General features: G+C 45.8%; 19 protein-coding genes and 1 pseudogene. All 20 read left to right on the plus strand.

The genetic code is table 11. The features are described 5' to 3' along the window. Window positions 1-10 precede the first annotated feature (10 nt). The 20 genes and pseudogenes from L7H18_02905 (at window position 11) to pcm (ending at window position 20,027) form a co-directional block, all read left to right on the plus strand. Window positions 11-511: a hypothetical protein gene (locus L7H18_02905; GenBank protein ID UMX47376.1), complete on the plus strand. Its 501-nt coding sequence runs from the start codon at window positions 11-13 to the stop codon at window positions 509-511. Window positions 512-596: 85 nt separating this feature from the next. Further along, on the plus strand, window positions 597-1,256 hold the full coding sequence (locus L7H18_02910; GenBank protein UMX47377.1) for a hemolysin III family protein: 660 nt from the start codon (window positions 597-599) through the stop codon (window positions 1,254-1,256). Window positions 1,257-1,325: 69 nt separating this feature from the next. Beyond that, on the plus strand, window positions 1,326-1,544 hold the full coding sequence (locus L7H18_02915) for a type II toxin-antitoxin system HicB family antitoxin (GenBank protein UMX47378.1): 219 nt from the start codon (window positions 1,326-1,328) through the stop codon (window positions 1,542-1,544). Between the two features lie 328 nt (window positions 1,545-1,872). Continuing rightward, complete coding sequence (locus L7H18_02920; GenBank protein UMX47379.1) at window positions 1,873-2,010, plus strand: GIY-YIG nuclease family protein; 138 nt, start codon at window positions 1,873-1,875, stop codon at window positions 2,008-2,010. Window positions 2,011-2,112: 102 nt separating this feature from the next. Beyond that, window positions 2,113-3,975, plus strand: coding sequence for a DNA helicase RecQ (gene recQ / locus L7H18_02925; GenBank protein ID UMX47380.1), 1,863 nt, complete (start codon window positions 2,113-2,115; stop codon window positions 3,973-3,975). Window positions 3,976-4,342: 367 nt separating this feature from the next. Further along, on the plus strand, window positions 4,343-4,849 hold the full coding sequence (locus L7H18_02930; protein UMX47381.1) for a winged helix-turn-helix domain-containing protein: 507 nt from the start codon (window positions 4,343-4,345) through the stop codon (window positions 4,847-4,849). Between the two features lie 61 nt (window positions 4,850-4,910). After that, a complete protein-coding gene (locus L7H18_02935) occupies window positions 4,911-5,381 on the plus strand; it encodes a transposase (protein ID UMX48447.1) in 471 nt (156 codons plus the stop codon). 128 nt (window positions 5,382-5,509) lie between these two features. Further along, complete coding sequence (locus L7H18_02940; protein UMX47382.1) at window positions 5,510-7,444, plus strand: S8 family serine peptidase; 1,935 nt, start codon at window positions 5,510-5,512, stop codon at window positions 7,442-7,444. Between the two features lie 534 nt (window positions 7,445-7,978). Then, window positions 7,979-8,347, plus strand: coding sequence for a TraR/DksA family transcriptional regulator (locus L7H18_02945; protein UMX47383.1), 369 nt, complete (start codon window positions 7,979-7,981; stop codon window positions 8,345-8,347). Window positions 8,348-8,353: 6 nt separating this feature from the next. Then, window positions 8,354-9,019, plus strand: coding sequence for a hypothetical protein (locus L7H18_02950; protein UMX47384.1), 666 nt, complete (start codon window positions 8,354-8,356; stop codon window positions 9,017-9,019). A 121-nt stretch (window positions 9,020-9,140) separates the two neighbouring features. Further along, a complete protein-coding gene (gene mltG, locus L7H18_02955; protein ID UMX47385.1) occupies window positions 9,141-10,322 on the plus strand; it encodes an endolytic transglycosylase MltG in 1,182 nt (393 codons plus the stop codon). Window positions 10,323-10,656: 334 nt separating this feature from the next. Next, entirely contained in the window at window positions 10,657-10,974 is a 318-nt protein-coding gene (locus L7H18_02960; protein UMX47386.1) for a hypothetical protein, read from the plus strand. Window positions 10,975-10,988: 14 nt separating this feature from the next. After that, window positions 10,989-11,828: a hypothetical protein gene (locus tag L7H18_02965; GenBank protein ID UMX47387.1), complete on the plus strand. Its 840-nt coding sequence runs from the start codon at window positions 10,989-10,991 to the stop codon at window positions 11,826-11,828. Between the two features lie 124 nt (window positions 11,829-11,952). Beyond that, a complete protein-coding gene (locus L7H18_02970) occupies window positions 11,953-13,728 on the plus strand; it encodes an ABC transporter ATP-binding protein/permease (protein ID UMX47388.1) in 1,776 nt (591 codons plus the stop codon). Window positions 13,729-13,899: 171 nt separating this feature from the next. Next, window positions 13,900-14,232 carry a hypothetical protein gene (locus L7H18_02975; GenBank protein ID UMX47389.1) on the plus strand — a complete coding sequence of 111 codons (333 nt, stop codon included), beginning with the start codon at window positions 13,900-13,902 and terminating at the stop codon, window positions 14,230-14,232. Between the two features lie 95 nt (window positions 14,233-14,327). Continuing rightward, window positions 14,328-14,603, plus strand: a pseudogene (locus L7H18_02980) (ABC transporter ATP-binding protein). A 422-nt stretch (window positions 14,604-15,025) separates the two neighbouring features. Further along, window positions 15,026-15,688 (plus strand): hypothetical protein, encoded by a 663-nt coding sequence (locus L7H18_02985; protein UMX47390.1) that lies wholly within the window; start codon window positions 15,026-15,028, stop codon window positions 15,686-15,688. A gap of 179 nt (window positions 15,689-15,867) precedes the next feature. Continuing rightward, window positions 15,868-17,586, plus strand: a complete 1,719-nt coding sequence (locus L7H18_02990; protein ID UMX47391.1) for a DUF2207 domain-containing protein — start codon at window positions 15,868-15,870, stop codon at window positions 17,584-17,586. Window positions 17,587-17,916: 330 nt separating this feature from the next. Continuing rightward, complete coding sequence (locus tag L7H18_02995) at window positions 17,917-19,347, plus strand: serpin family protein (GenBank protein UMX47392.1); 1,431 nt, start codon at window positions 17,917-17,919, stop codon at window positions 19,345-19,347. Between the two features lie 35 nt (window positions 19,348-19,382). After that, window positions 19,383-20,027 carry a protein-L-isoaspartate O-methyltransferase gene (pcm, locus tag L7H18_03000; protein ID UMX47393.1) on the plus strand — a complete coding sequence of 215 codons (645 nt, stop codon included), beginning with the start codon at window positions 19,383-19,385 and terminating at the stop codon, window positions 20,025-20,027. Window positions 20,028-20,052 lie beyond the last annotated feature (25 nt).

A 20,052-nucleotide genomic window follows, 5' to 3' on the forward strand; every position in this document is an offset into this window, starting at 1 on the left:
ACAATTTTTAATGACAATTGATGATTTGAAAAAGCTTGCGCGGGAAATAATCGCGGAGGCGCAACGACTAAAAATCGCGCATACTTCTGAAGATAAAGCGCCAGTCAATTATGCCTGCGCATTTGCCCGCCGCGTCGCGGAATACGAAGAAATGGTTGATTTGGCCCGCCAACTGGGCCCGATTGCGCGAAATACGGCGATGGGACCGGTTTTCCATATTGATCCTTTGCCCACCGTGGCGGGCAGCCTGGAACTGTTGAAAATCCGGCGGCCCGACACAAAGCGAAGGGAGAGAGGCGATGCGGATTTTACCGTGGCGAATTATGAAAATTTTAAAAAGAAATATCTTGGCAAGCCGGAATTTGGCATTATCAAACGCCCCGAAATGGAAATGGTCGAGCTGATCGACCCGACATACGACGCCCTTGCGTACTTCTCGCATCCCACACTTGTCGAAGTTATAAGAATCAATCTCGACAAAAAAATAGCCGAAACTGTCGAAACCGATTGATTTTATTTTTAACGGCATGGATGGCCCCAAAATCCGGCCGGCGTTCAATCTCTTTTTGAACACTACGAAACCAAAAAGCAACACAATGGATATAAATATAAAAATCAAAGACCCGGTTAGCGGTTATTCTCATTTGGTTGGCGCGGTTTTGGTGTTTATCGGCACAATCGCCCTTGCGTTAAAAGCGGACGGCGCGCTCCAAATGTTTTCGTTTCTGGTTTTTGGCATTTCGGCAACCTTGCTCTACGCGAGCAGCGCCTGGTACCATTTGTTTGGCGCGTCGGCCGAAAAAATCGGCCTGATGCGCAAACTGGATCATGCTTTTATTTATATTTTGATCGCGGGAACCTTCACGCCGTTCTGCTTGATATTGATGGGCGGACTCTGGGGCATTATCCTTTTTGCCATAATATGGACTTTGGCCGCGATTGGAACCGGCGCGATTTTTTTTCAATCATTCTGGAAATTTTTCCCGCGCTGGGCCTATACGGGACTTTATCTGTTGATGGGATGGATCGCCCTTTTGCTGATATACCCGCTGCGGAAACATCATGCCGTCATTGGTCTGTTGTTGCTCGGAGGAATTTTTTACACGATTGGCGCCGCGATTTACGCCCGCAAAAAACCGAACATCGGCAAAGCGATCGGTTTCCACGAACTTTTCCATTTCTTCGTGCTGGCCGGCACGCTGGCGCATTTTTATTGCGTCTGGCGCTACATCGCGATGCTGGGAAATAAAATCTAGCATTTGCCCCCGGCTTGGTCTGCGCCGCGCTTGAAATAATTTTTTTTTGCGTTAATATCTAGTTATATTATGAAAAAGATTGATTTAAAAAATGTGGTCTGGAAGGAAGGTAAGTATTATGTGGCGTGGAACTTAAACACTGCCATTTCCAGTTTTGGCAAAACCCGCAAGGAAGCGTTGGAGTGTTTGCGGGAAGCGCTGGAATTGCATTTTGAAGACGCGCCCGCTTCCACGATCAATAAGGTTGAACGGCCGGATTTGGTACCAACCAGTTTTAAATATGCCTAAGCCGATACCCTTGAAATCAGTTTTGAAAGTCCTTAAAGAAAGGGGCTTCTTTTTTATCCGACAAAAAGGTTCGCACGCGCGGTTCCGCAAAATCGGCAATCCAACCCGCAATGTTACGGTTAAAACAACTTGCAATGAAATCCCGTATGGCACTTTTCAATCAATACTCCTCCAATCCGGTTTAAAAGAAGAGGATTTTTTTAATTAAAAAATACATTGATGTCGGGGTATTAACCCCGCCATCGACCAAAGGATGTTTCCTTTGGAATTCTCATTCTTTTTGTTCCCCGCGGCAAGTTGACGAGGTATAAAAAGAATAAATCTCGCCATGTATTTTGTCTACCTTATCCAATGCGGCGACGACAGTATTTACACCGGCATTGCCACGGATGTGACGCAACGGTTCGAAAAACACAAAAACAAAAATGGCGGACATTGTACCGCCAGCCGCGGGACAAAAAAATAATCTATTCCGAAAAATACGCCGCCCGGTTATTGGCCTCAAAGCGGAAAACTGAAATCAAAAGCTGGGCTCGCGCAAGAAAACTTCGTTTGGTCAAATGACATTATGAAATCTTTGCTTAAACAATATTTTGGCTATGATGAGTTCCGGCCTTTGCAGGAGGAGATTGTCAATCACATCATTGCGGGAAACGATGCGTTTGTTTTGATGCCCACGGGCGGGGGAAAGTCGCTTTGCTATCAACTGCCCGCGCTAAAATTCGCGGGGCTGACCTTGGTGATCTCGCCTTTGATCGCCTTAATGAAAGACCAAGTGGACGCGCTGAAAACCAACGGCGTGGACGCGGAATTCATAAATTCATCGCTGTCGCCAAAGCAAACCGCGGAAGTTTTTGGCCGCGTTAAAAGCGGCGCGGTTAAAATTTTATATGTTGCGCCGGAAAGATTTGCTTTGAGCGCCTTTCAGGAATTTTTAAAAAGCTTGAATATCAGTTTGATCGCGGTGGACGAAGCGCATTGCATTTCCGAATGGGGCCATGATTTCCGGCCCGATTACCGCCATTTGAGCCGACTCAAAGAACTTTTCCCAACGGTACCGCTGGTGGCCCTAACCGCCACGGCCACCAAAAAAGTGCGCGAAGATATTGCCGGCCAGCTGCAATTGCGAAGCGCGCGAGTTTTTGTTTCCAGTTTCAACCGCGAAAATCTGCATCTGCGGGTGGTCGAAAAGAAACAAGCTTTTCCGAAATTGCTGAATCTTCTGCAAAATTACCGCGATGAACCGGCAATCATCTACTGTTTTTCGCGCCGGGAAACCGAAGAAATCGCCCAGGATTTGCGCGCGCACCGATTCAAAGCCGAAGCCTACCACGCCGGATTGAGCGCCAAGGATCGCAACCGAACGCAAGAACTGTTTATTAAAGACGAGATAAGCGTGATCGTAGCCACGATCGCTTTCGGCATGGGCATCGACAAGCCGGATGTGCGATTGGTGGTGCATTATACTTACCCCAAAACCCTTGAGGGTTACTATCAAGAAATCGGCCGCGCCGGGCGCGACGGCCTGGCCAGCGAATGCGTTTTGTTTTACACCTATGCCGATACCCGGAAACACGAATTTTTCATCAACCAAATCGAAGACGGCGACGCGCAAAAACGAGCGATGGCTAAATTGCGCGAGGTAATGAATTATGCCGAATTGAGTTCTTGCCGGAAAAAATATATTTTAAGATATTTTGGCGAAGATCTTGCGGCCGATAACTGCCAAGGATGCGATGTTTGCGTCGAGAAAAACGCGGCCAAAACAACCCCGGCGGGAAATGACCGAAACTTCGACGGCACAATTGTCGCCAAAAAGATTATTTCAGCCGTTATCCGGCTTCATGGCCGCTTCGGTAAAAATTATGCGGCCGATGTCCTGTTGGGAAAAAGAACCCAAAAGATAACGGCAAACCGGCACAACCGGCTTTCGGTATATGGAATTGTCGGCGATTTTTCAAAAAACGAACTTCTGCAAATTATGGATCAACTGGTGAATCTGGGTTTGCTGGCAAGGAAAGAAGGGCTTTACCCGGTTTTATCGGCCACCCGGAAGGGATTGATTTTCGCGCAAGGCGGCGAACGGCTTGAATTGCGAAAATTGATTGAAAAAGAAACCGAACCCGCCAATATCCCAGAAACCAAAAAAGACAACGCCGCTTTCAATCGGGAACTGTTCGAAAAACTGCGCGCTTTGCGCAAGGAACTGGCCGATAAAGCCGGCGTACCGCCATTTGTTGTTTTCAGCAATGTATCGCTTCAGGAAATGGCTTATTATTTGCCGCAAACCACCGACGATTTCGGCCGCATCAACGGCGTGGGCGCAATGAAGCAGAAACAATTCGGAAAGATATTTCTTGCCGCGATAAACAAATTTGCCAAAGAAAACAATACCGGCGGAATAAAAAATACATCGATGTCGGGGTATTAACCTCGCCATCGACCAAAGGATGTTTCCTTTGGAATCCTCATTCTTTTTGTTCCCCGCGGCGAGCTGACGGGTAAAAAAACAGCATATGAACGCGGCCGGTGGCAATCGCCATTTGCCACGGCAACCCCTCACTGGGAATGGAATTTCAAGGGTCTATCCCTCGTTAATGCGAGGGTTAGACCCTTGAAATTCACCCCGAATGCTTTCTTGCCAGGGTCTAACCCCTGCGATTACACAGGGGATAGACCCTTAAAATACAAACTCCAGTGAGTGGTTTTGCCACGCTATCGACATTTTCAGGCAAATGTATTATTGACCTTCGCATAATAACTTGACTATAATCGCCTTTGTGGGATAATGAAGGTATATGAAAAATCGTAAATCTTCACCATCTTGCAAAAGCAAAGATGATCTTCAGAAAAGAAGAATCAAAGCGATAAAGCTTTGGGAAAAAGGCCAAACCCAATATAAAATCGCCAAAAAACTGGGAGTCAGTTTTGAAGCGGTGAGCAATTGGGTGGAAGCATACAAAGCCCAAGGATGGGATGGCCTGAAAAGCAAAGGCAATCCCGGGCCGGATTCCAAATTGACCCAAGAGGAAAAACGCGAAATCAAAAAAGCGATCCTCAAAGGAGCGCAAAAGCAGGGATATGCCACCGATCTTTGGACGCTGGCAAGACTGCGAGATCTGATCAAAAAGATATCGGGAACAAAATATCACCCCGGCCATGTCTGGAGGGTGGTAATCTCGCTGGGTTTTACCAGCCAAAAACCCGAAATCAAAGCCAAAGAAAGAGATGAGAAAGCCATCAAAACTTGGAGAGTAAAAACCTTTCCAAGGTTAAAAAAAATGGGCGCAAAAACATCATTTTAAGCTGGGATTCCATGATGAATCGGGAATTTCCGACCGCCCCACGGTCAGAAAAACCTGGGCGATTAAAGGCAAAACGCCGGTAATCAAATCCACCGGATCGTGGGCCGCAATGAGTTTGACGGCAACGCTGGTTTGCGCGCCGGCAGGAAGCAATCCGGCGATGTTTTTGAAAAGCAAAAAAGGAAGCGTCAAAAAAGAAGATGTGCTTGTATATTTAAAATTATTAAAATACTGGTTTAAGGGAAAAAGATTGCTTCTTTTCTGGGATGGATTGGCGGCACATCGCGCCAAGATCGTCAAAGAATATTTAAAAACTCAAAAATACTGGTTGCGAGTTGAGAGATTTCCGGCCTACGCGCCCGAGCTTAATCCCGTTGAATATTTTTGGGCGGCGATGAAAAACAAATATGTCTGCAACTTGCGGCCGCAAGGCCTGCCCGCCCTGGGGCGGGCGGTCAAATCCGGCAAACGCAAGATCGCCGGAGACAAAGAATTAATGAAAGGATTTTTAAAGGCTTCCGAATTATATTGATATGATAGTCAATCTATTATGCGAAGGTCAATAGTATAAAAAAATTTAAAACCGCAAAACAAAAATTCAGTGCCGGATTAACCCTGACGATCGGGCAATGAATTATGTGGCGCAGTCAACGGAAAAATATGAAGAATAAAATTGCCTTATTGGCAGCCTGTTTACTGACAATCGCCGGATCGGCGTTGGCCGAATCCGATAACGCCATTCTTTTATCTCCCCAATCTGATTCGCAAGCCTTTATCAACGAATCGAATAACGGCGGTGAATATATCGCCGATGAAATAATCGTTAAATTCAAGGGCGACAAAACCGATTTTAGAGTTCTTAAGGTTGCCCGAGGCCTAGTGGGAACCATAATAAAAGAATACCTCAAACATGCCGATGTGGAATACGCCGAACCCAATTACATCGCGCACGCCCTGATGGTTCCCAATGATTCCCTATACAAATACCAATGGAATTTCGGCAGTTCAGATAAAAACGGGATCAATATGGAAAAAGCATGGAATATCACCGCGGGCGATAATTCAGTAATCGTGGCCGTGGTGGACACCGGGATCGCCTATGAAACTTACGGAAAATTTTGCCAAGCGCCGGATATGGCCCAAACCCGTTTTACCGCCGGTTACAATTTCGTTTCAAATACCGCGCACGCCAATGACGATCAAGGTCACGGCACGCATGTTGCCGGAACAATCGCCCAGAGTACCAATAACTCTCTGGGAACTTCCGGCATCGCATTCAATACCACATTGATGCCGGTGAAAGTTTTGAATAGTTCGGGCAGCGGTTCTTACTCGACGATCGCCAATGGCATTCGTTATGCCGTCGACCACGGCGCCAAAGTAATCAACTTAAGCTTGGGCGGGAGCAAAAGCAACACGACCCTGAAAAACGCGATAAAATACGCCTACGACAAGGGCGTAACGGTAGTGGCGGCTTGCGGCAACGACAATGCCAGCGGTTGCCTGTACCCCGCCGCTTACAGCGACTATGTCATTTCAGTGGGCGCCACTCAATATGACGGCACCAAAGCCCCCTATTCGAACTACGGCTCCAATTTGAACATTGTCGCGCCGGGAGGCAACACTAAGGTTGATCTGAATAACGATGGCCAAAAAGACGGAATTTTACAGCAAACCATTACCGACTCCAGCAATGTTTGCAGTTTCAACTATTACCTCTATCAGGGAACTTCGATGGCCACGCCCCACATCGCCGGTATTGCCGCCCTGTTGCTCGCCAAGGGCAACGCCACCACGCCCGACCAGATAAAAACCGCGATTGATTCGACGGCCAAAGATTTGGGTGCGGCCGGCAAAGACAAAACTTACGGCTATGGTTTGGCCGATGCCTATGCGGCATTGCAATGGCCCGACAACGGCCAACCAGAATGCAGTGTTGACGGTGATTGCAACGATGGTTTGAATTGCAACGGCATCGAAACCTGCCAAACCGGAAAATGCGTTGCCGGAACTGCCGTTAATTGCTCCTCGTTAACCGACAAATGCAACACCGGTACCTGTATCGAATCAAGCGACGCTTGCGGCGCAACCCCGAAAACCAACGGAACTTCCTGCGATGATGGGATTTACTGCAACGGATCAGAAACCTGCCAAGCCGGAACCTGCACCGTGGGCGGCGCGGTAGTTTGCAACGACAACAGCGATTGCACCAGCGACAGTTGCAGTGAAACAACAAAGTCTTGTTCATATATCGCCAAAAGCGACAACACCATCTGCGATTCCGGAATTTGCTGTGCCGGATCATGCAAACCCGGCATCGCGGCTTGCTCGACCGCGACAACCTGTTGGAACGGAACAAACCAGTATTTAAGCTTGGCAACGGCGCAATTCAAAAAATTCTGCAAATGCGCGCAAGGAACCTATGCCTATAAAAACTACAAATCGAGTTTTAGCCGGAAAACCGTGTGGAAATACGGCAATACCGGCGACAACGAGATATGGACCGTTTCGTCAGCAACATCGCTCAGCCCGGTCTACAGCGTAACATGCAACGACAACAAAGCCTATCTTACCAGCCAAACTTACGCCAGGTAGAAATTAACCAACAAAAACCGCGGGTTTGCCTTTCCGCGGTTTTTGTTGTAAAAAAACATTAATAACGGAAATTGTTCTTGATACTTTTTTTGATACGGTAAAAACGATTCCACTTTGCCGGCGATTTATGTCGTTATTGAACTCGAGAAATATAAATTTGGCGCCGCGGTTTCCGGTTTATGCGCCGGCGCTCGGCTCCCGCAAGATAAAAAATATCGCCGCGGCCATCGCTATACCGTTGGAAATCGGTTTAATCGCGGGTTTGGTGATTCAATCCCTTCCTTAAATCGTGATAATTTGCAATAATGTAATCAATCGCGCCGCGACAAAATCATACGGCATAATTTTAGCAAACAATGAATACCTTGTCGCTTTAAAAATCAAAAATATATTTTCCAAATGTATTTCGTCGAGCGGAGTATGAACCCCGCACGACGACCAAAGGGGGCACCCCTTTGGAATCCTCTTGGTGTACCCCGGGGCAAAGCCCCGAGGTATTGCACTCAATAAAACAAAACAATCATAATCAAAAAAATGGACCAAAAAAAACTGGAAAAATTTAAAGACATTCTAACCAAAGAAAAAATCGAGATTACCGCGGAATTGAACAAGATCGCGACACAAAGTAAAACCGACCCCAAGGAATGGATAACCAACTTCACCGGCAACGCCAATGATACCGGCCACGAATCACTGGAAATTAAAGCCGATGAAGTCGAAGAATACGGCAGCGATGTCGCCATTACCAAGCGAATGGCGCAAAAACTGGCCGATATCGACTTGGCTCTGGATAAAATTGAAAAAAAAGTTTTCGGCAAATGCGAAGATTGCGGCAAAGATATTCCCATCCAAAGACTGGAAGCTTTCCCAACCGCGCGTTTTTGCACCGAATGCGGCAAATAGAAACCAATGAATAAAAGATCGGTAAAAATTTTAGTTCTCGCGGTTGTTGCGGCAATCATTATCGGCGCGATTTTTTGGGCTATCCGGCCAAAATCCGCTTTAGCTCCCGCGCCCGGCCCGAATCTGGCATCGTCGGAAACCGCCATATCCGCCAATGCGTCATCATCGCAAACGATCGCGAAACTGGAAACACAAACAGCGGACTGGCAGTTTTACTCCAACAGCGAACGCGGTTTTTCTTTTAAATATCCGGTGGATTTCGGCGCCAATGTCTGGAAACCTGAAATTTGGCCGCCCGCGGTAACCGTAGTTGGCGCGAATATCGATCCGATCGAAGCCGGTTGCCCGAATTTACAAAAATCATCCGATGACGCACCGGCTAAAAATTCAAGCGCGACCCCCTACGGAATCCCTTATTCTCTCTATATCGGCAGCAATATCGGTGCCGGCCAGCTCTATTCGGAATACTGCTATGTAATCGCCGATAAACAAGGCGGCAATATTGTCATTGATTTTCTCGTTCATTCCCATACCGGTTGCGGATTCGGCGGCTGTGGCGCCTATTGCGGCACGCAATACGAAAACGAATGCACAAATCTTAACCGGTTCAAAGACATAATTTCGCCGATCAGATCGATGGTAAACACTTTCTCGTTTGTTGCCAAAAATTAAGATATTGAAAATCACACCGATAGAAAAATATTCCCGGCGCTCTTCCGGAATATTTTTTTAATTCTTTTCGTATTCCAACGCGAAAACTCAACTTATTGCGCCGGCATTTTAATTGAAAATTATGAAAATCAATTATCAAAACGCAATTATAACAATAACAATCCTTTTGGGACTGGCGCTTGCCGCCACAATCGGTTTTTATTTAGGCGACAAAAAGCCCGGAGAATTAAAAAACACTCCCGAAACCGCCGAAAAGACTCAAATTGCGGATAATGAAACCGAAATCCCGGCAATTGAACAAAAATTTGAAAGTTCTTTGAACGAAGAACAAACCATTGCCGCGGCAACTTCAACGCCGGCGGCGAACAAAGAACCAAAATCGACCGAAACTTCAATAGCGGACGATGAAATTCCCTTGGAAAACGCCGAAAGGTTTGTAATTTCGATCGGCGCCAACGATATCGGCAAAGTTACGGCCGACCTGCTCGACAAGGGATTCATTAACGAACCGGAATCATTTAAAAAATTGATCGGCTCTTCAATTCTCGCATTCGTTCCGGGCGGCTACCGGCTTTCAAAAACAATGGCGGCTTCGCTTGTCGCCAAAACTTTGCAAAGCAAACCGTATATGGTCTGGATAATCGTTCCCGAAGGTTTGCGAAAGGAAGAAACCGCCGATCTTTTGGCAAAAGATCTGGAATGGACTATTGATCAAAAAGAAAAATGGATAAAAGAGGATACGGCGGCCGATAACGACTATTTTGAAGGCGTGTACTTTCCCGACACTTATCTGATTCCGGTCAATGAGGCACCCGTTGATGTCGCCAAACGATTGATCGCCAAATTCAATGAAAAATTCGCGCCCTACTTGCCGGAATTCAGCTGGCAAAACATAAAATGGACCACCGGCCTTAAATTGGCCTCGATCGTTCAAAGAGAAGCTGTCAACGCCGCGGATATGCCGCTTATCGCGGGCATTTTATGGAACCGCGTTGAGCAAGGAATGTCACTCGACGCCGACGCCACGCTTCAATACGCCCGCGGCGATACCGGTAACGGCTGGTGGGCGCCCGCCGCGGCTAAAGACAAGCAAATTGATTCGCCCTATAATACCTACACCAATAAAAACCTGCCGCCGCACCCGATCTGCAATCCGGGGATTTCCGCTATCGAAGCCACCCTGAATCCGGCCCAAACGGATTGTTTGTACTATCTGCATGACGGCAATCATTCCACGCATTGCGCCAAAACCTACGAAGATCATCTTGAGAATATCCAAAAGTATTTAAAAAATCAAAATTGAGGCCGCATCGAAAGCGAATCGCCGAGATTTGATTTTGAGATTTAATTTGCGTGATTCGCTGAAAAAGTAGTATAATTATTTTATTGAGCGCGATGTCTCGGGGTTTTGCTCCGGGGTGCGCCAAAAGGATTCCTCGGGTAACCCGCAAGTACTCTCGTGAAGGAATCTCCCTTTGGCCGCAAGATCGGGGTTAACGCCCCGATCGCGGACTCAAGCGGACTCAAATTGAAAATATAAAATTTATCGCGCAGATAACAATTGGATTTGCCGCGTGATAATTTTTCCCGGATATTAAAAAACCGGAAAAATATCGCTTGGTAAATTTAATAAGAAAATGACAAAATCGACAAAGATAATCATCGCGGTAGTTATTACCACGATTGTCGTAATCGGCGCATTGGCGCTGACTGGACCCCGCGGCGAAAACAACCAACCAGTCGTAACGACACCGCCAACCAATGACGAGCCCGCCAATGTTCAGTCGGAAACTCCGCCGGCGGCCACAACCGGCGAAAATCAAATCCTCGAAACCGAAACCACCATTGATGAAGACTTAGCCGATATTGACGCGCGAATGACCGGCCTGAACGAAGATAACGCCAATATCGAAACCGGGCTTAACGACGCTTCCGGAGATACTATCGTCAAATAACCACCAATAAAACCATGTCCAATAAAAAAATTATAATTGCGTTAGCCGTGCTGGCAATACTGTCGTCAACCCAAAACGCCGCCGCGATTTCAATGAACGAATTGCCGGCAACCCGGGGCAACGCGGCAACCTCGACCGATATGACCAAAAATAGAGGCGCAAACGACAACGGACGAAACGCGCTTTCAAAGATACAAGAAAGAGGCGGCGAAGAAATCGACCGGCGGGTTGAGTCGTTGAATAAATTGGAAGAACGGGTGCGATCAATGATAAAAATAAACGACAGCCAAAAAAACGCGATTATCGCGCAATTACAAACGCAGATCGAGTCGCTGAACGCGCTTAAAGCCCGGATCGCGGCCGGGACAAGCGCGAGCACCACTTTGGAAAACGAAAAGAAGATAACCAAAGAGTTCCGCGTTTATGCCCTGACGATTCCGCGGGGGTACATCATCGCCGCGATCGACCGAATCGACAATATGGCCCAGAAATTGCAAGGTTTGAGCGATAAACTCGCGGCCAAAATTACGGAAACCAAACCCGATAACGCGGCCAAGCTGCAAGAAAGCGTTGCCGATATGAATACCCGAATCGCCAACGCCAGAACGCAAGTGATGGCGGCGCAAGCAAAAGTTGAAAATTTAAAACCGGACAACGGCGATGAGGCAATCGCCAAATCAAATCAGGAAGCTTTGATCGCCGCCAAAGGATTGGTAAAGACCGCCACAAATGATTTGAATTACGCGCGCAATGCCGCCAACGCCCTCGCCAAAGAACTAAGAAAACTGGGAATCAAAACAAATGTCGGCTTTGGCGCCGCCACCACAACCGCCTCGACCACGACAGAATTATAAAAATACCCAATATCAAAAATCCCGCCACGCGGGATTTTTGATATACCCGTTGTTTGATTTGTCGTTTCGAGTTCTTGGAGTTATTATGGAACCATAACCCCGCGCTTGCGGGGAAATTATTTGCATGAACGATTATCCTGAAGTTACGACAAAAATGGTTCTCGCCGAATTCTGGAAAGGAGTCAAGCCGCACAAACGGTTGTTTTGGGGCAGTTTAATCTGCTTTTCAATCAGTTTTGCCATAAATGTTTTTGTACCGATATTTTACAAAGATTTTTTTGACACTCTGGAATCATTTTCCGATAAAAACGAAAGCACCCCCATATTGATACGGATCATATCAATTATCGCTCTGTTGCATTCTATTAATTGGGTTTTCGGACGAATATCGGTATTGATGGCGAATCGACTTGAAGCAAAAGTGTCTTCTCTTTTAAAACAAAATTCTTTTAATTATTTGATATTGCACTCGCGCAATTTTTTCGCGAACAATTTTTCGGGAAGTCTGGTACAGAAAATCAACCGCTTCAGCCGTTCATTTATCAGAATTGCCGATGCCGCTTTTTTTGAGTTTCTTCAATTATTGATCACGGGAATTGGAGCGATTATAATCACATCATTTATTTCGCCGATGATTTCCCTGATAATCACCGGCTGGATAATTATATTTGCAGCCTTTAATATTTTATTTCAAGTGCGCGTCAAAATTAAATACGATATCGCCGCCGCCGCCGCGGATTCTAAAACAACCGGACTTCTTGCGGACAACATTACCAATTACAGCCCGATTTCCCTGTTCAACGGTTATAAACGCGAATCGGCGCTATTAAAGGAAACCGTTAACGATCAAGCGAGAAAATTATGCTTTTCATGGGATTTATGGATTGTTATTAATGCCATCCAAATCGCGTTAACTTATACGATCGAATTTTTCATATTCTATTACGGCATTATTTTCTGGCGGCAAGACCTGATCACGGCAGGCACATTTGTTTTGATGCAAATTTACATTATCGGAATCGCGCAGCAATTCTGGGGATTGAATCGAACCGTGCGCGAGGTTTATGAAAGTATCGCCGATTCCAAAGAAATGGTGGAGATTATGGCTTTGCCGCACGAAATCAAGGATGTGGCCGCGGCAAAGGAATTAAAAGATGTTGAAGGGGGTATCGAATTCAAAGAAGTTAATTTCAGCTTCAACGAAACTCGCAGTGTTTTAAAAGATATCAATTTGGTTATCAGCGCCGGAGAAAAAGTTGCCTTGGTTGGGCCGTCGGGAACCGGCAAAACCACATTCACGGGATTGCTTTTGCGGCTTTTTGATCCAGCCGGCGGCGCGATTTTCATTGACGGACAAAATATCCATAATGTCACCTTGGAAAGCTTGCGCGCGAGTATCAGCCTGGTGCCGCAGGATCCGGTTTTATTCCACCGAACGATTATGGAAAACATCCGCTATGGAAAACCTCAAGCAACCGACAAAGAGGTGATTACCGCGGCCAAACTCGCTCATTGCGATGAATTTGTCGATTCAATGCCATTGAAATACGAAACATTGGTGGGAGAACGAGGAGTCAAACTTTCCGGCGGCGAGCGCCAGCGCGTCGCCATTGCCCGCGCCATTCTGAAGAACGCGCCGATATTGGTGCTGGATGAAGCCACTTCCAGCCTTGATTCGCAATCCGAAATGCTGATTCAGGACGCCTTGGACAAATTGATGTCCAGATGCACCACCATCGCCATCGCGCACCGCTTGAGCACAATCCGCAAAATGGATCGCATCATCGTAATGGACAATGGCACTATCATCGAACAAGGCACGCACCAAGGTTTGATCCGCAGAAAAGGAGGTATCTACAAAAATCTCTGGTCCCTCCAAGCCGGCGGCTTTATCGAATAAAACCTGAACCTTGAATCTTAACCAAGGCCTCACCCCTATAAAAACATAGTTTTTATAGGGGTGAGGCCTTTTCAAGTCCATGTTATATTTTTGCCATTTTACTTGACAAATTTACAATTCTGTGCTATCATTGTGGTAGACTGTAGGGATATGGCATGAAATGCCGCCCCTATGGAGGTATTAAAAATGAGAAAGATAGTTATAGCACTGGCAATTTTTGCCAGTATAATGGGCGCAGTAAGCGCTCAAGATGGTTATGGGGGATATTTCACCCTGAATGGCTCACACACTGTTACATTCAACGGTGTGACAATATCAGCGCTTTCCAGTGCTGAAGGAATTCAGATCAATGTAAGCACTGACGCGACCCAGGAAAAAAATGTTTGGGTTCAAGTGGGAAATATTTCACAGAAACTCCCGCTGAACCCAGAGAACGGGTTCAAGAACTCGACCGTTCTCTATGGATATGGGAATTCAACCGCAATGGTTGAATATTCCTGGTAATAACCTCCTTCCTCATTTTCTAAATTTTTTGGAAACTGGATTGGAGGTTTTTTGTTACATTGATTCTTTATATTTTTCGCCTAATCAAAGGTTTTTTGAAAAATGCGCTGATTTTGGTGTTGGATGAAGCCACTTCAAGCCTGGACTCGCAATCAGAAATGCTCATTCAGGACGCCCTAAACAAGTTGATATCCAGATGCACCACCATCGCCATCGCGCACCGTCTCTCCACCATCCGCAAAATGGACCGGATCATCGTAATGGACAACGGCGCCATCGCCGAACAAGGCACTCACGCCGGCCTGCTTCGCAAAAAGAAAAGTATCTATAAAACCCTCTGGTCCCTCCAAGCCGGCGGCTTTATCGAATAAACTATTGTCAACTTATATCTTCGTTTGAAGTCGTTTCTCAACTGATCTTCAAGGCGCAAATGTTGATAGTTATGTATTGCAACTTGCATTTCACAGGTTGCATTCCACAACTTGCATTTGATATTTCCTTATTAAAAATCCGCTTATTTATCCCACATTTTCAGCTATCGCTAAATTTGTAGGATATTTGGTGCTTCTAAATTTTGCGGTCGCAAAAATTAGCAACATTGCTCTTTTTTTAAAATACAGATACCAAGACTTGCATAGGCCCAGTATCTGAAACTTTTCCGTAAATTGCTAAACCGCGGATTTTCCATATCTATTGAAAATTAAACAATTTCTGATAGATTTAAATCGGTTCTTAAGAACCGGTGATTTAATTGAACCAGATACGAATTTTGTCCTTAACCAGCATTTTATTGATGTTGATGCTGGGAGCAGTATTTGCGACGGATAGTGTTAGAAATGTCGACGGGTTCGGAAACGGGAGTATTTCTCCACGTGCCATAATGGTGCATACGAACGCGAACTTGTCGGGCATGTTCGAACAAGGGCTTGCCTATAGCTACTTAGTTATGGGCAACGGTGATCGCGAAAAATGGTTACCGCCGGGAGACAATTCAAGCTTCGGTAATTATACCCATTTGCCAAAAGCTTATCACGGTGGATTCGGTGTTTTCCCGGGTAATTGCACGGCAGAAAGCATGAACGCGGCAACAATCGGAATTGGGTTGTTTTATCCGCGAGAAGAAACCGGATCGCAGAAACAAATGGAAGCCGCCGCCGATCTGGTTGTTAGTTTAAGCCTGAAAAACCCAACTATTCAATATGTTTTCGGGCAAAATGTGACCGCGTTCTATCTGATGCAAGATGCTTTGGGCACCGGTAGCAATCCTGGTGGATTGATGTATAACCCGTGGTATTTTTCGGTTAGACGGTTTTCGTCGATCATTAATGAAAGAGGAAAGCCGTTTGGAATTTCATTTCATGTCGTCGATTCCATCGGAAAATACTGCAATACAACCAGCGGCACCAATATAACACATCCCATCGAATATCTTGTAAGAAATGTGAATAACCAGTAACATTTTTATCAAGATTTCTTTTTTTATGGATCCGCATCAAAATATCAACATTTTTTGGTAAAATAAAGTAATAATCAAACTATCAGAATTCGCTGTTTCGCAATTCAAAGAAAATTATATTTTACAAACCAAATCGCTTAAATGGCGATTTTCTGGTAAAATAGTAGAAATACAACAATATGGCCAAAATTATACATTTTCTAGCCGTTGCGCTGGCAATGGTGTTGCCAATTTTAACCCAAGCGCGGGAAACCGCGCAAATCACTGATTGGTATGTCAAGGATTTTCGGTCAACGATTACCGTGCAAACCGATTCGTCGCTTTTGATCGAGGAAAAAATCATTGCCGATGCGGGAAATTTTCCGGATAAGCATGGGATTTTCCGCGTTTTGCCGTTGGAAACAAAAACCGACAAGGGGACGATCAAAACTCCGGTGTCGCTGGTGAGTATAACCGATTTTGAAGGCAACGCGATTCCTTATTCGGCCTCGACAAATAATTTTGACCATACTGTTACCTGGAAAATCGGCGATGCCGATAAAACCGTTACCGGCGTTAATGATTACGAGATAACTTATTTGGTAAAAAACGCGGTGCGATCGGGGAACGCGGGTTTTGACGAGCTTTATTGGAACTTGAGCGGAAATTTTTGGGATATTGAAATTGATAATTTTACGGCCAATGTCATATTTCCCGCCGGAATCGCCCAAAACAACAGCCAAGTATACCTCTATAGCGGCGGGTTGGGCCAAAAAAACAACAACATGGCAAGCTACGAGTGGACCAACGACAATACTTTGAAAATCGCCTCGAAACAAACATTATCGCCCGGGCAGGGAATTACCGCGTCGGTAACATTTCCGAAAAACATTATAAAACCTTATCAACCGGGATTTTTTGAACTCTATGGCGAATATTTTTGGTTTTTAATTCCGTTGCTTGCGCTGCTTATCGGTTATTACTTTTGGAATAAATACGGCAAAGATCCGGTGGTCGATAAAACCGTAATTCCCGAATTCGAGATTCCGGAGAATTTAACGCCGATGGAAATGGGATTGCTGGCAAGCAACGGAAATTTTGGCGATTCGCTGATATCGGCGACAATTATCGGTCTGGCGGTCAAAAAATATATCGTGATTGAAGAAATTCCCAAACAAGGCGTATTCGGCAAGCAGGATTTTCGATTGAAAAAGGCCGGCGGCGGTCCGGAGCCGCTAATTGAGCCGGAAAAACTTCTGATTGATAAAATTTTCGGCGCGAACAATGAAGTTTTGCTTTCCAAACTCAAGAATAATTTTTACAAAGATTTGCCCGAAATCAAAAAAGCGGGCGTTGAGGCATTGAAAAATAAAGGGTTAATCTGCCAGAGCGGTTTAACCATAAAAATGATTTTTATCGCCGCGGGATCAATTTTTTTGTTTGGAATAATTTTTGCGCTCGCCATTGGCGATCTTTGGCTCATCGTTTCGCTCGCGCTTGCGGGAATTGTTTTGTTGATTTTCGGATTATTGATGCCCAAGCGCACGCCAAAGGGCGCGGAACTGAATTGGCGCGTAAAGGGTTTTAAACTTTATATGGAAACCGCCGAGAAATACCGGGCGCAATTCAACGAAAAAGAAAACATCTTTGAAAAATTTTTGCCCTACGCGATGGTTTTTGGAATGACTAAACTGTGGATTAAAAAAATGGAAAAAATCTACGGCAAAGAATATTTCGCCAGTTATCATCCGGTGTGGTACGCGGGCAATTTCGCCGCCGGATTTAACGCCAATGATTTCACCATGCGGATGAATTCGTTATCGGCCGGAATCGCGGCCAACATCGGCACAACTTCGGGCGCGCACGGTTCCGGCGGTGTTGGCGGGGGCGGGGGAGGCGGCGGCGGAGGCGGTTGGTAACCGAAAACAACAAACAACGATAGATGACAGGATAACAATCATAATGTAAAATCAAAAATATATTTTCCAAATGTATTTCGTCGAGCGGGGTATGAACCCCGCACGACGACCAAAGGGGGCACCCCTTTGGAATCCTCTTGGTGCACCCCGGGGCAAAGCCCTGAGGTATTGCACTCAATAAAGAAAATAATTTAAATTACGAAACCATTAAATTCAAATGCCTTGAAGGGGTCTAACCCTTGCGATTATCCCTCGCAAAAGCCTCGGGACAGGCGCGAGGGATAGACCCCAAATACAAAGCGTTTCGTAATTCAAAATAATTAAAAAAATATGAACGCAAACCGAAACGGAAACACGATTGTCGTAATTCTAATCGCTTTGGGGGTTGCCGTCACCGGCGCGATTGGCGCCGGCTGGTATGCCTACCAATTATATTCAACCCCCTCAAACTATGATGTTTTGCCAATGAACAATGATGATATGCCGCTCGAAAAAAACATCAATGAAAATAGCGAACTTGATTCCGCCTCAACAACCGAAGAGCCGATTAGCGAACAAATCCCCGATGCGAACGGCAATATTGAGTCGCCAATTGAATTCAAAGATTATCCGGCCGCCAAAGACTCATTGGCAACGGTTGCCGCCGCCAACCAATTCGCGTTTGAACTATATGGCCAATACAAAAACACCAACGACAATATCTTCTTTTCGCCCTATAGCATCTCATCGGCGTTGCAAATGACCTATGAGGGAGCGCGCGGAAAAACCGCTCAAGAGATGGCGGCGGTTTTTCATTTCCCCAATGACGCGGCAACGCGCATCGGATCGTTTGCCAAATTGTATTCGGAAATCAATCCCAAAAACGCAACTTACCAGCTTTCAACCGCCAACGCGCTCTGGGCTCAAAATGATTATCCGTTTGATCAAAACTATCTAAAAACCGTTGAAACTTGTTATCGCGGCAAAGCGACAAATCTTGATTTTGTTTCCGATACCGAAAATTCCCGCCAAACCATCAATGAATGGGTGAGCGATAAAACCGCGCAAAAAATTCCCGAGCTGTTCGCTTCAGGATCGCTGAATCCGCTCACCCGCTTGGTGTTGACCAACGCGATTTATTTTAAAGGCAAATGGGAAGCTCCGTTTGAAAAAATGCTCACCAAAGAAAAAGATTTCACCGCGCCAAACGGCGCGAAAACCAAATGCCAAATGATGAACATGAAAGAGAGTTTTGGATATGCCGAAACCGCGGAATACCAAGTATTGGAGTTGCCCTATGGAAACAATGACTTGTCAATGATAATAATTTTGCCTCAAAACGGGAAAATGGCGCCAATCGAAAGCGAGTTGTCAATGGGAAAATTTGCCGCGATAAAAAATGATTTGAAATCAGAATTGGTGGATGTGTTTTTGCCGAAATTCAAATTTGACGCTTCCTACAATATGAATCAAACGCTGGCAAAAATGGGAATGCCCACAGCATTTGACGATGGAAATGCCGATTTTTCGGGAATGTATGATAAAACGAAGACAACGGAAAATCTTTATATCGGCCTGGTAATCCACAAAGCATATATTGATGTTTATGAGGAGGGTACCGAAGCCGCCGCGGCTACCGGAGTGGCAATGCAAGCGACCGCGGTAATGGAACCACCGCAAGCAAAAATTTTCAATGCCGACCATCCGTTTATGTTCGCGATCGTCCATAATGATACCGGCAGTATTTTATTTATGGGCAAGGTTAACGATCCAAATAATTAATCAAAGCCGCCTTCGAGCGGTTTTTTGAAAAATTTATGGCTTTAATCGAAAACTTGATCGGCTCCGGCTACTTAAAAACTTCGCGGATAATTGAAGCGTTCCGAAAAATTAAAAGAAAAGATTTCCTGCCGGAAAACCTACCTCATCGCCATTTCGCCGCCGAACTGGACGAGGCTGTTTCCATCGGCTGGGCGCAAACCATTTCCCAGCCCGCGACGGTGGCGTTTATGCTGGAGCTTTTACAACCTTGTCCGGGCGATAAAATTTTGGATGTTGGTTACGGTTCGGGCTGGACCACCGCGCTGTTGGCGCATATTGTTTCACAAAACGGCGCCAAAGGAAAAGTGGTGGCGATTGAAAGAATAAAGTTGTTGGCCGAATTCGGCAAGAGAAACATCGGCAAATACGGATTTATTAAAAGTCGAATCGTTCAATGCGTGGTTGGGGATGGCGCGAAAGGATATTCGCCTCAAGCGCCATATGACCGCATTTTGGCTTCCGCCGCCGCGCAGAATATGCCGCCGGCATGGGAGGAACAATTAAAGACCGGCGGCGTGATCGTCGCCCCGGTCCAAAACGCGGTGCTAAAAATCGAGAAAAGCAAAAACAACACCTTCAACGAAACCCGCTATGAAGGATTTGCCTTTGTGCCCCTGATACAAAGCGAAACTGACAAATAATGTTTTATTGAGTGCAATACCTCGG

This window comes from Candidatus Nealsonbacteria bacterium DGGOD1a, from assembly GCA_022530585.1.
GTDB lineage: Bacteria > Patescibacteriota > Minisyncoccia > Minisyncoccales > UBA5738 > UBA5738.

Bases quoted from the DNA above. Each gene is read 5' to 3' on its own strand.
- L7H18_02905 (UMX47376.1), top strand. From the start codon at position 11: ATGACAATTGATGATTTGAAAAAGCTTGCGCGGGAAATAATCGCGGAG.
- L7H18_02910 (UMX47377.1), top strand. From the start codon at position 597: ATGGATATAAATATAAAAATCAAAGACCCGGTTAGCGGTTATTCTCAT.
- L7H18_02915 (UMX47378.1), top strand. From the start codon at position 1,326: ATGAAAAAGATTGATTTAAAAAATGTGGTCTGGAAGGAAGGTAAGTAT.
- L7H18_02920 (UMX47379.1), top strand. From the start codon at position 1,873: ATGTATTTTGTCTACCTTATCCAATGCGGCGACGACAGTATTTACACC.
- recQ (UMX47380.1), top strand. From the start codon at position 2,113: ATGAAATCTTTGCTTAAACAATATTTTGGCTATGATGAGTTCCGGCCT.
- L7H18_02930 (UMX47381.1), top strand. From the start codon at position 4,343: ATGAAAAATCGTAAATCTTCACCATCTTGCAAAAGCAAAGATGATCTT.
- L7H18_02940 (UMX47382.1), top strand. From the start codon at position 5,510: ATGAAGAATAAAATTGCCTTATTGGCAGCCTGTTTACTGACAATCGCC.
- L7H18_02945 (UMX47383.1), top strand. From the start codon at position 7,979: ATGGACCAAAAAAAACTGGAAAAATTTAAAGACATTCTAACCAAAGAA.
- L7H18_02950 (UMX47384.1), top strand. From the start codon at position 8,354: ATGAATAAAAGATCGGTAAAAATTTTAGTTCTCGCGGTTGTTGCGGCA.
- mltG (UMX47385.1), top strand. From the start codon at position 9,141: ATGAAAATCAATTATCAAAACGCAATTATAACAATAACAATCCTTTTG.
- L7H18_02960 (UMX47386.1), top strand. From the start codon at position 10,657: ATGACAAAATCGACAAAGATAATCATCGCGGTAGTTATTACCACGATT.
- L7H18_02965 (UMX47387.1), top strand. From the start codon at position 10,989: ATGTCCAATAAAAAAATTATAATTGCGTTAGCCGTGCTGGCAATACTG.
- L7H18_02970 (UMX47388.1), top strand. From the start codon at position 11,953: ATGAACGATTATCCTGAAGTTACGACAAAAATGGTTCTCGCCGAATTC.
- L7H18_02975 (UMX47389.1), top strand. From the start codon at position 13,900: ATGGAGGTATTAAAAATGAGAAAGATAGTTATAGCACTGGCAATTTTT.
- L7H18_02985 (UMX47390.1), top strand. From the start codon at position 15,026: ATGTTGATGCTGGGAGCAGTATTTGCGACGGATAGTGTTAGAAATGTC.
- L7H18_02990 (UMX47391.1), top strand. From the start codon at position 15,868: ATGGCCAAAATTATACATTTTCTAGCCGTTGCGCTGGCAATGGTGTTG.
- L7H18_02995 (UMX47392.1), top strand. From the start codon at position 17,917: ATGAACGCAAACCGAAACGGAAACACGATTGTCGTAATTCTAATCGCT.
- pcm (UMX47393.1), top strand. From the start codon at position 19,383: ATGGCTTTAATCGAAAACTTGATCGGCTCCGGCTACTTAAAAACTTCG.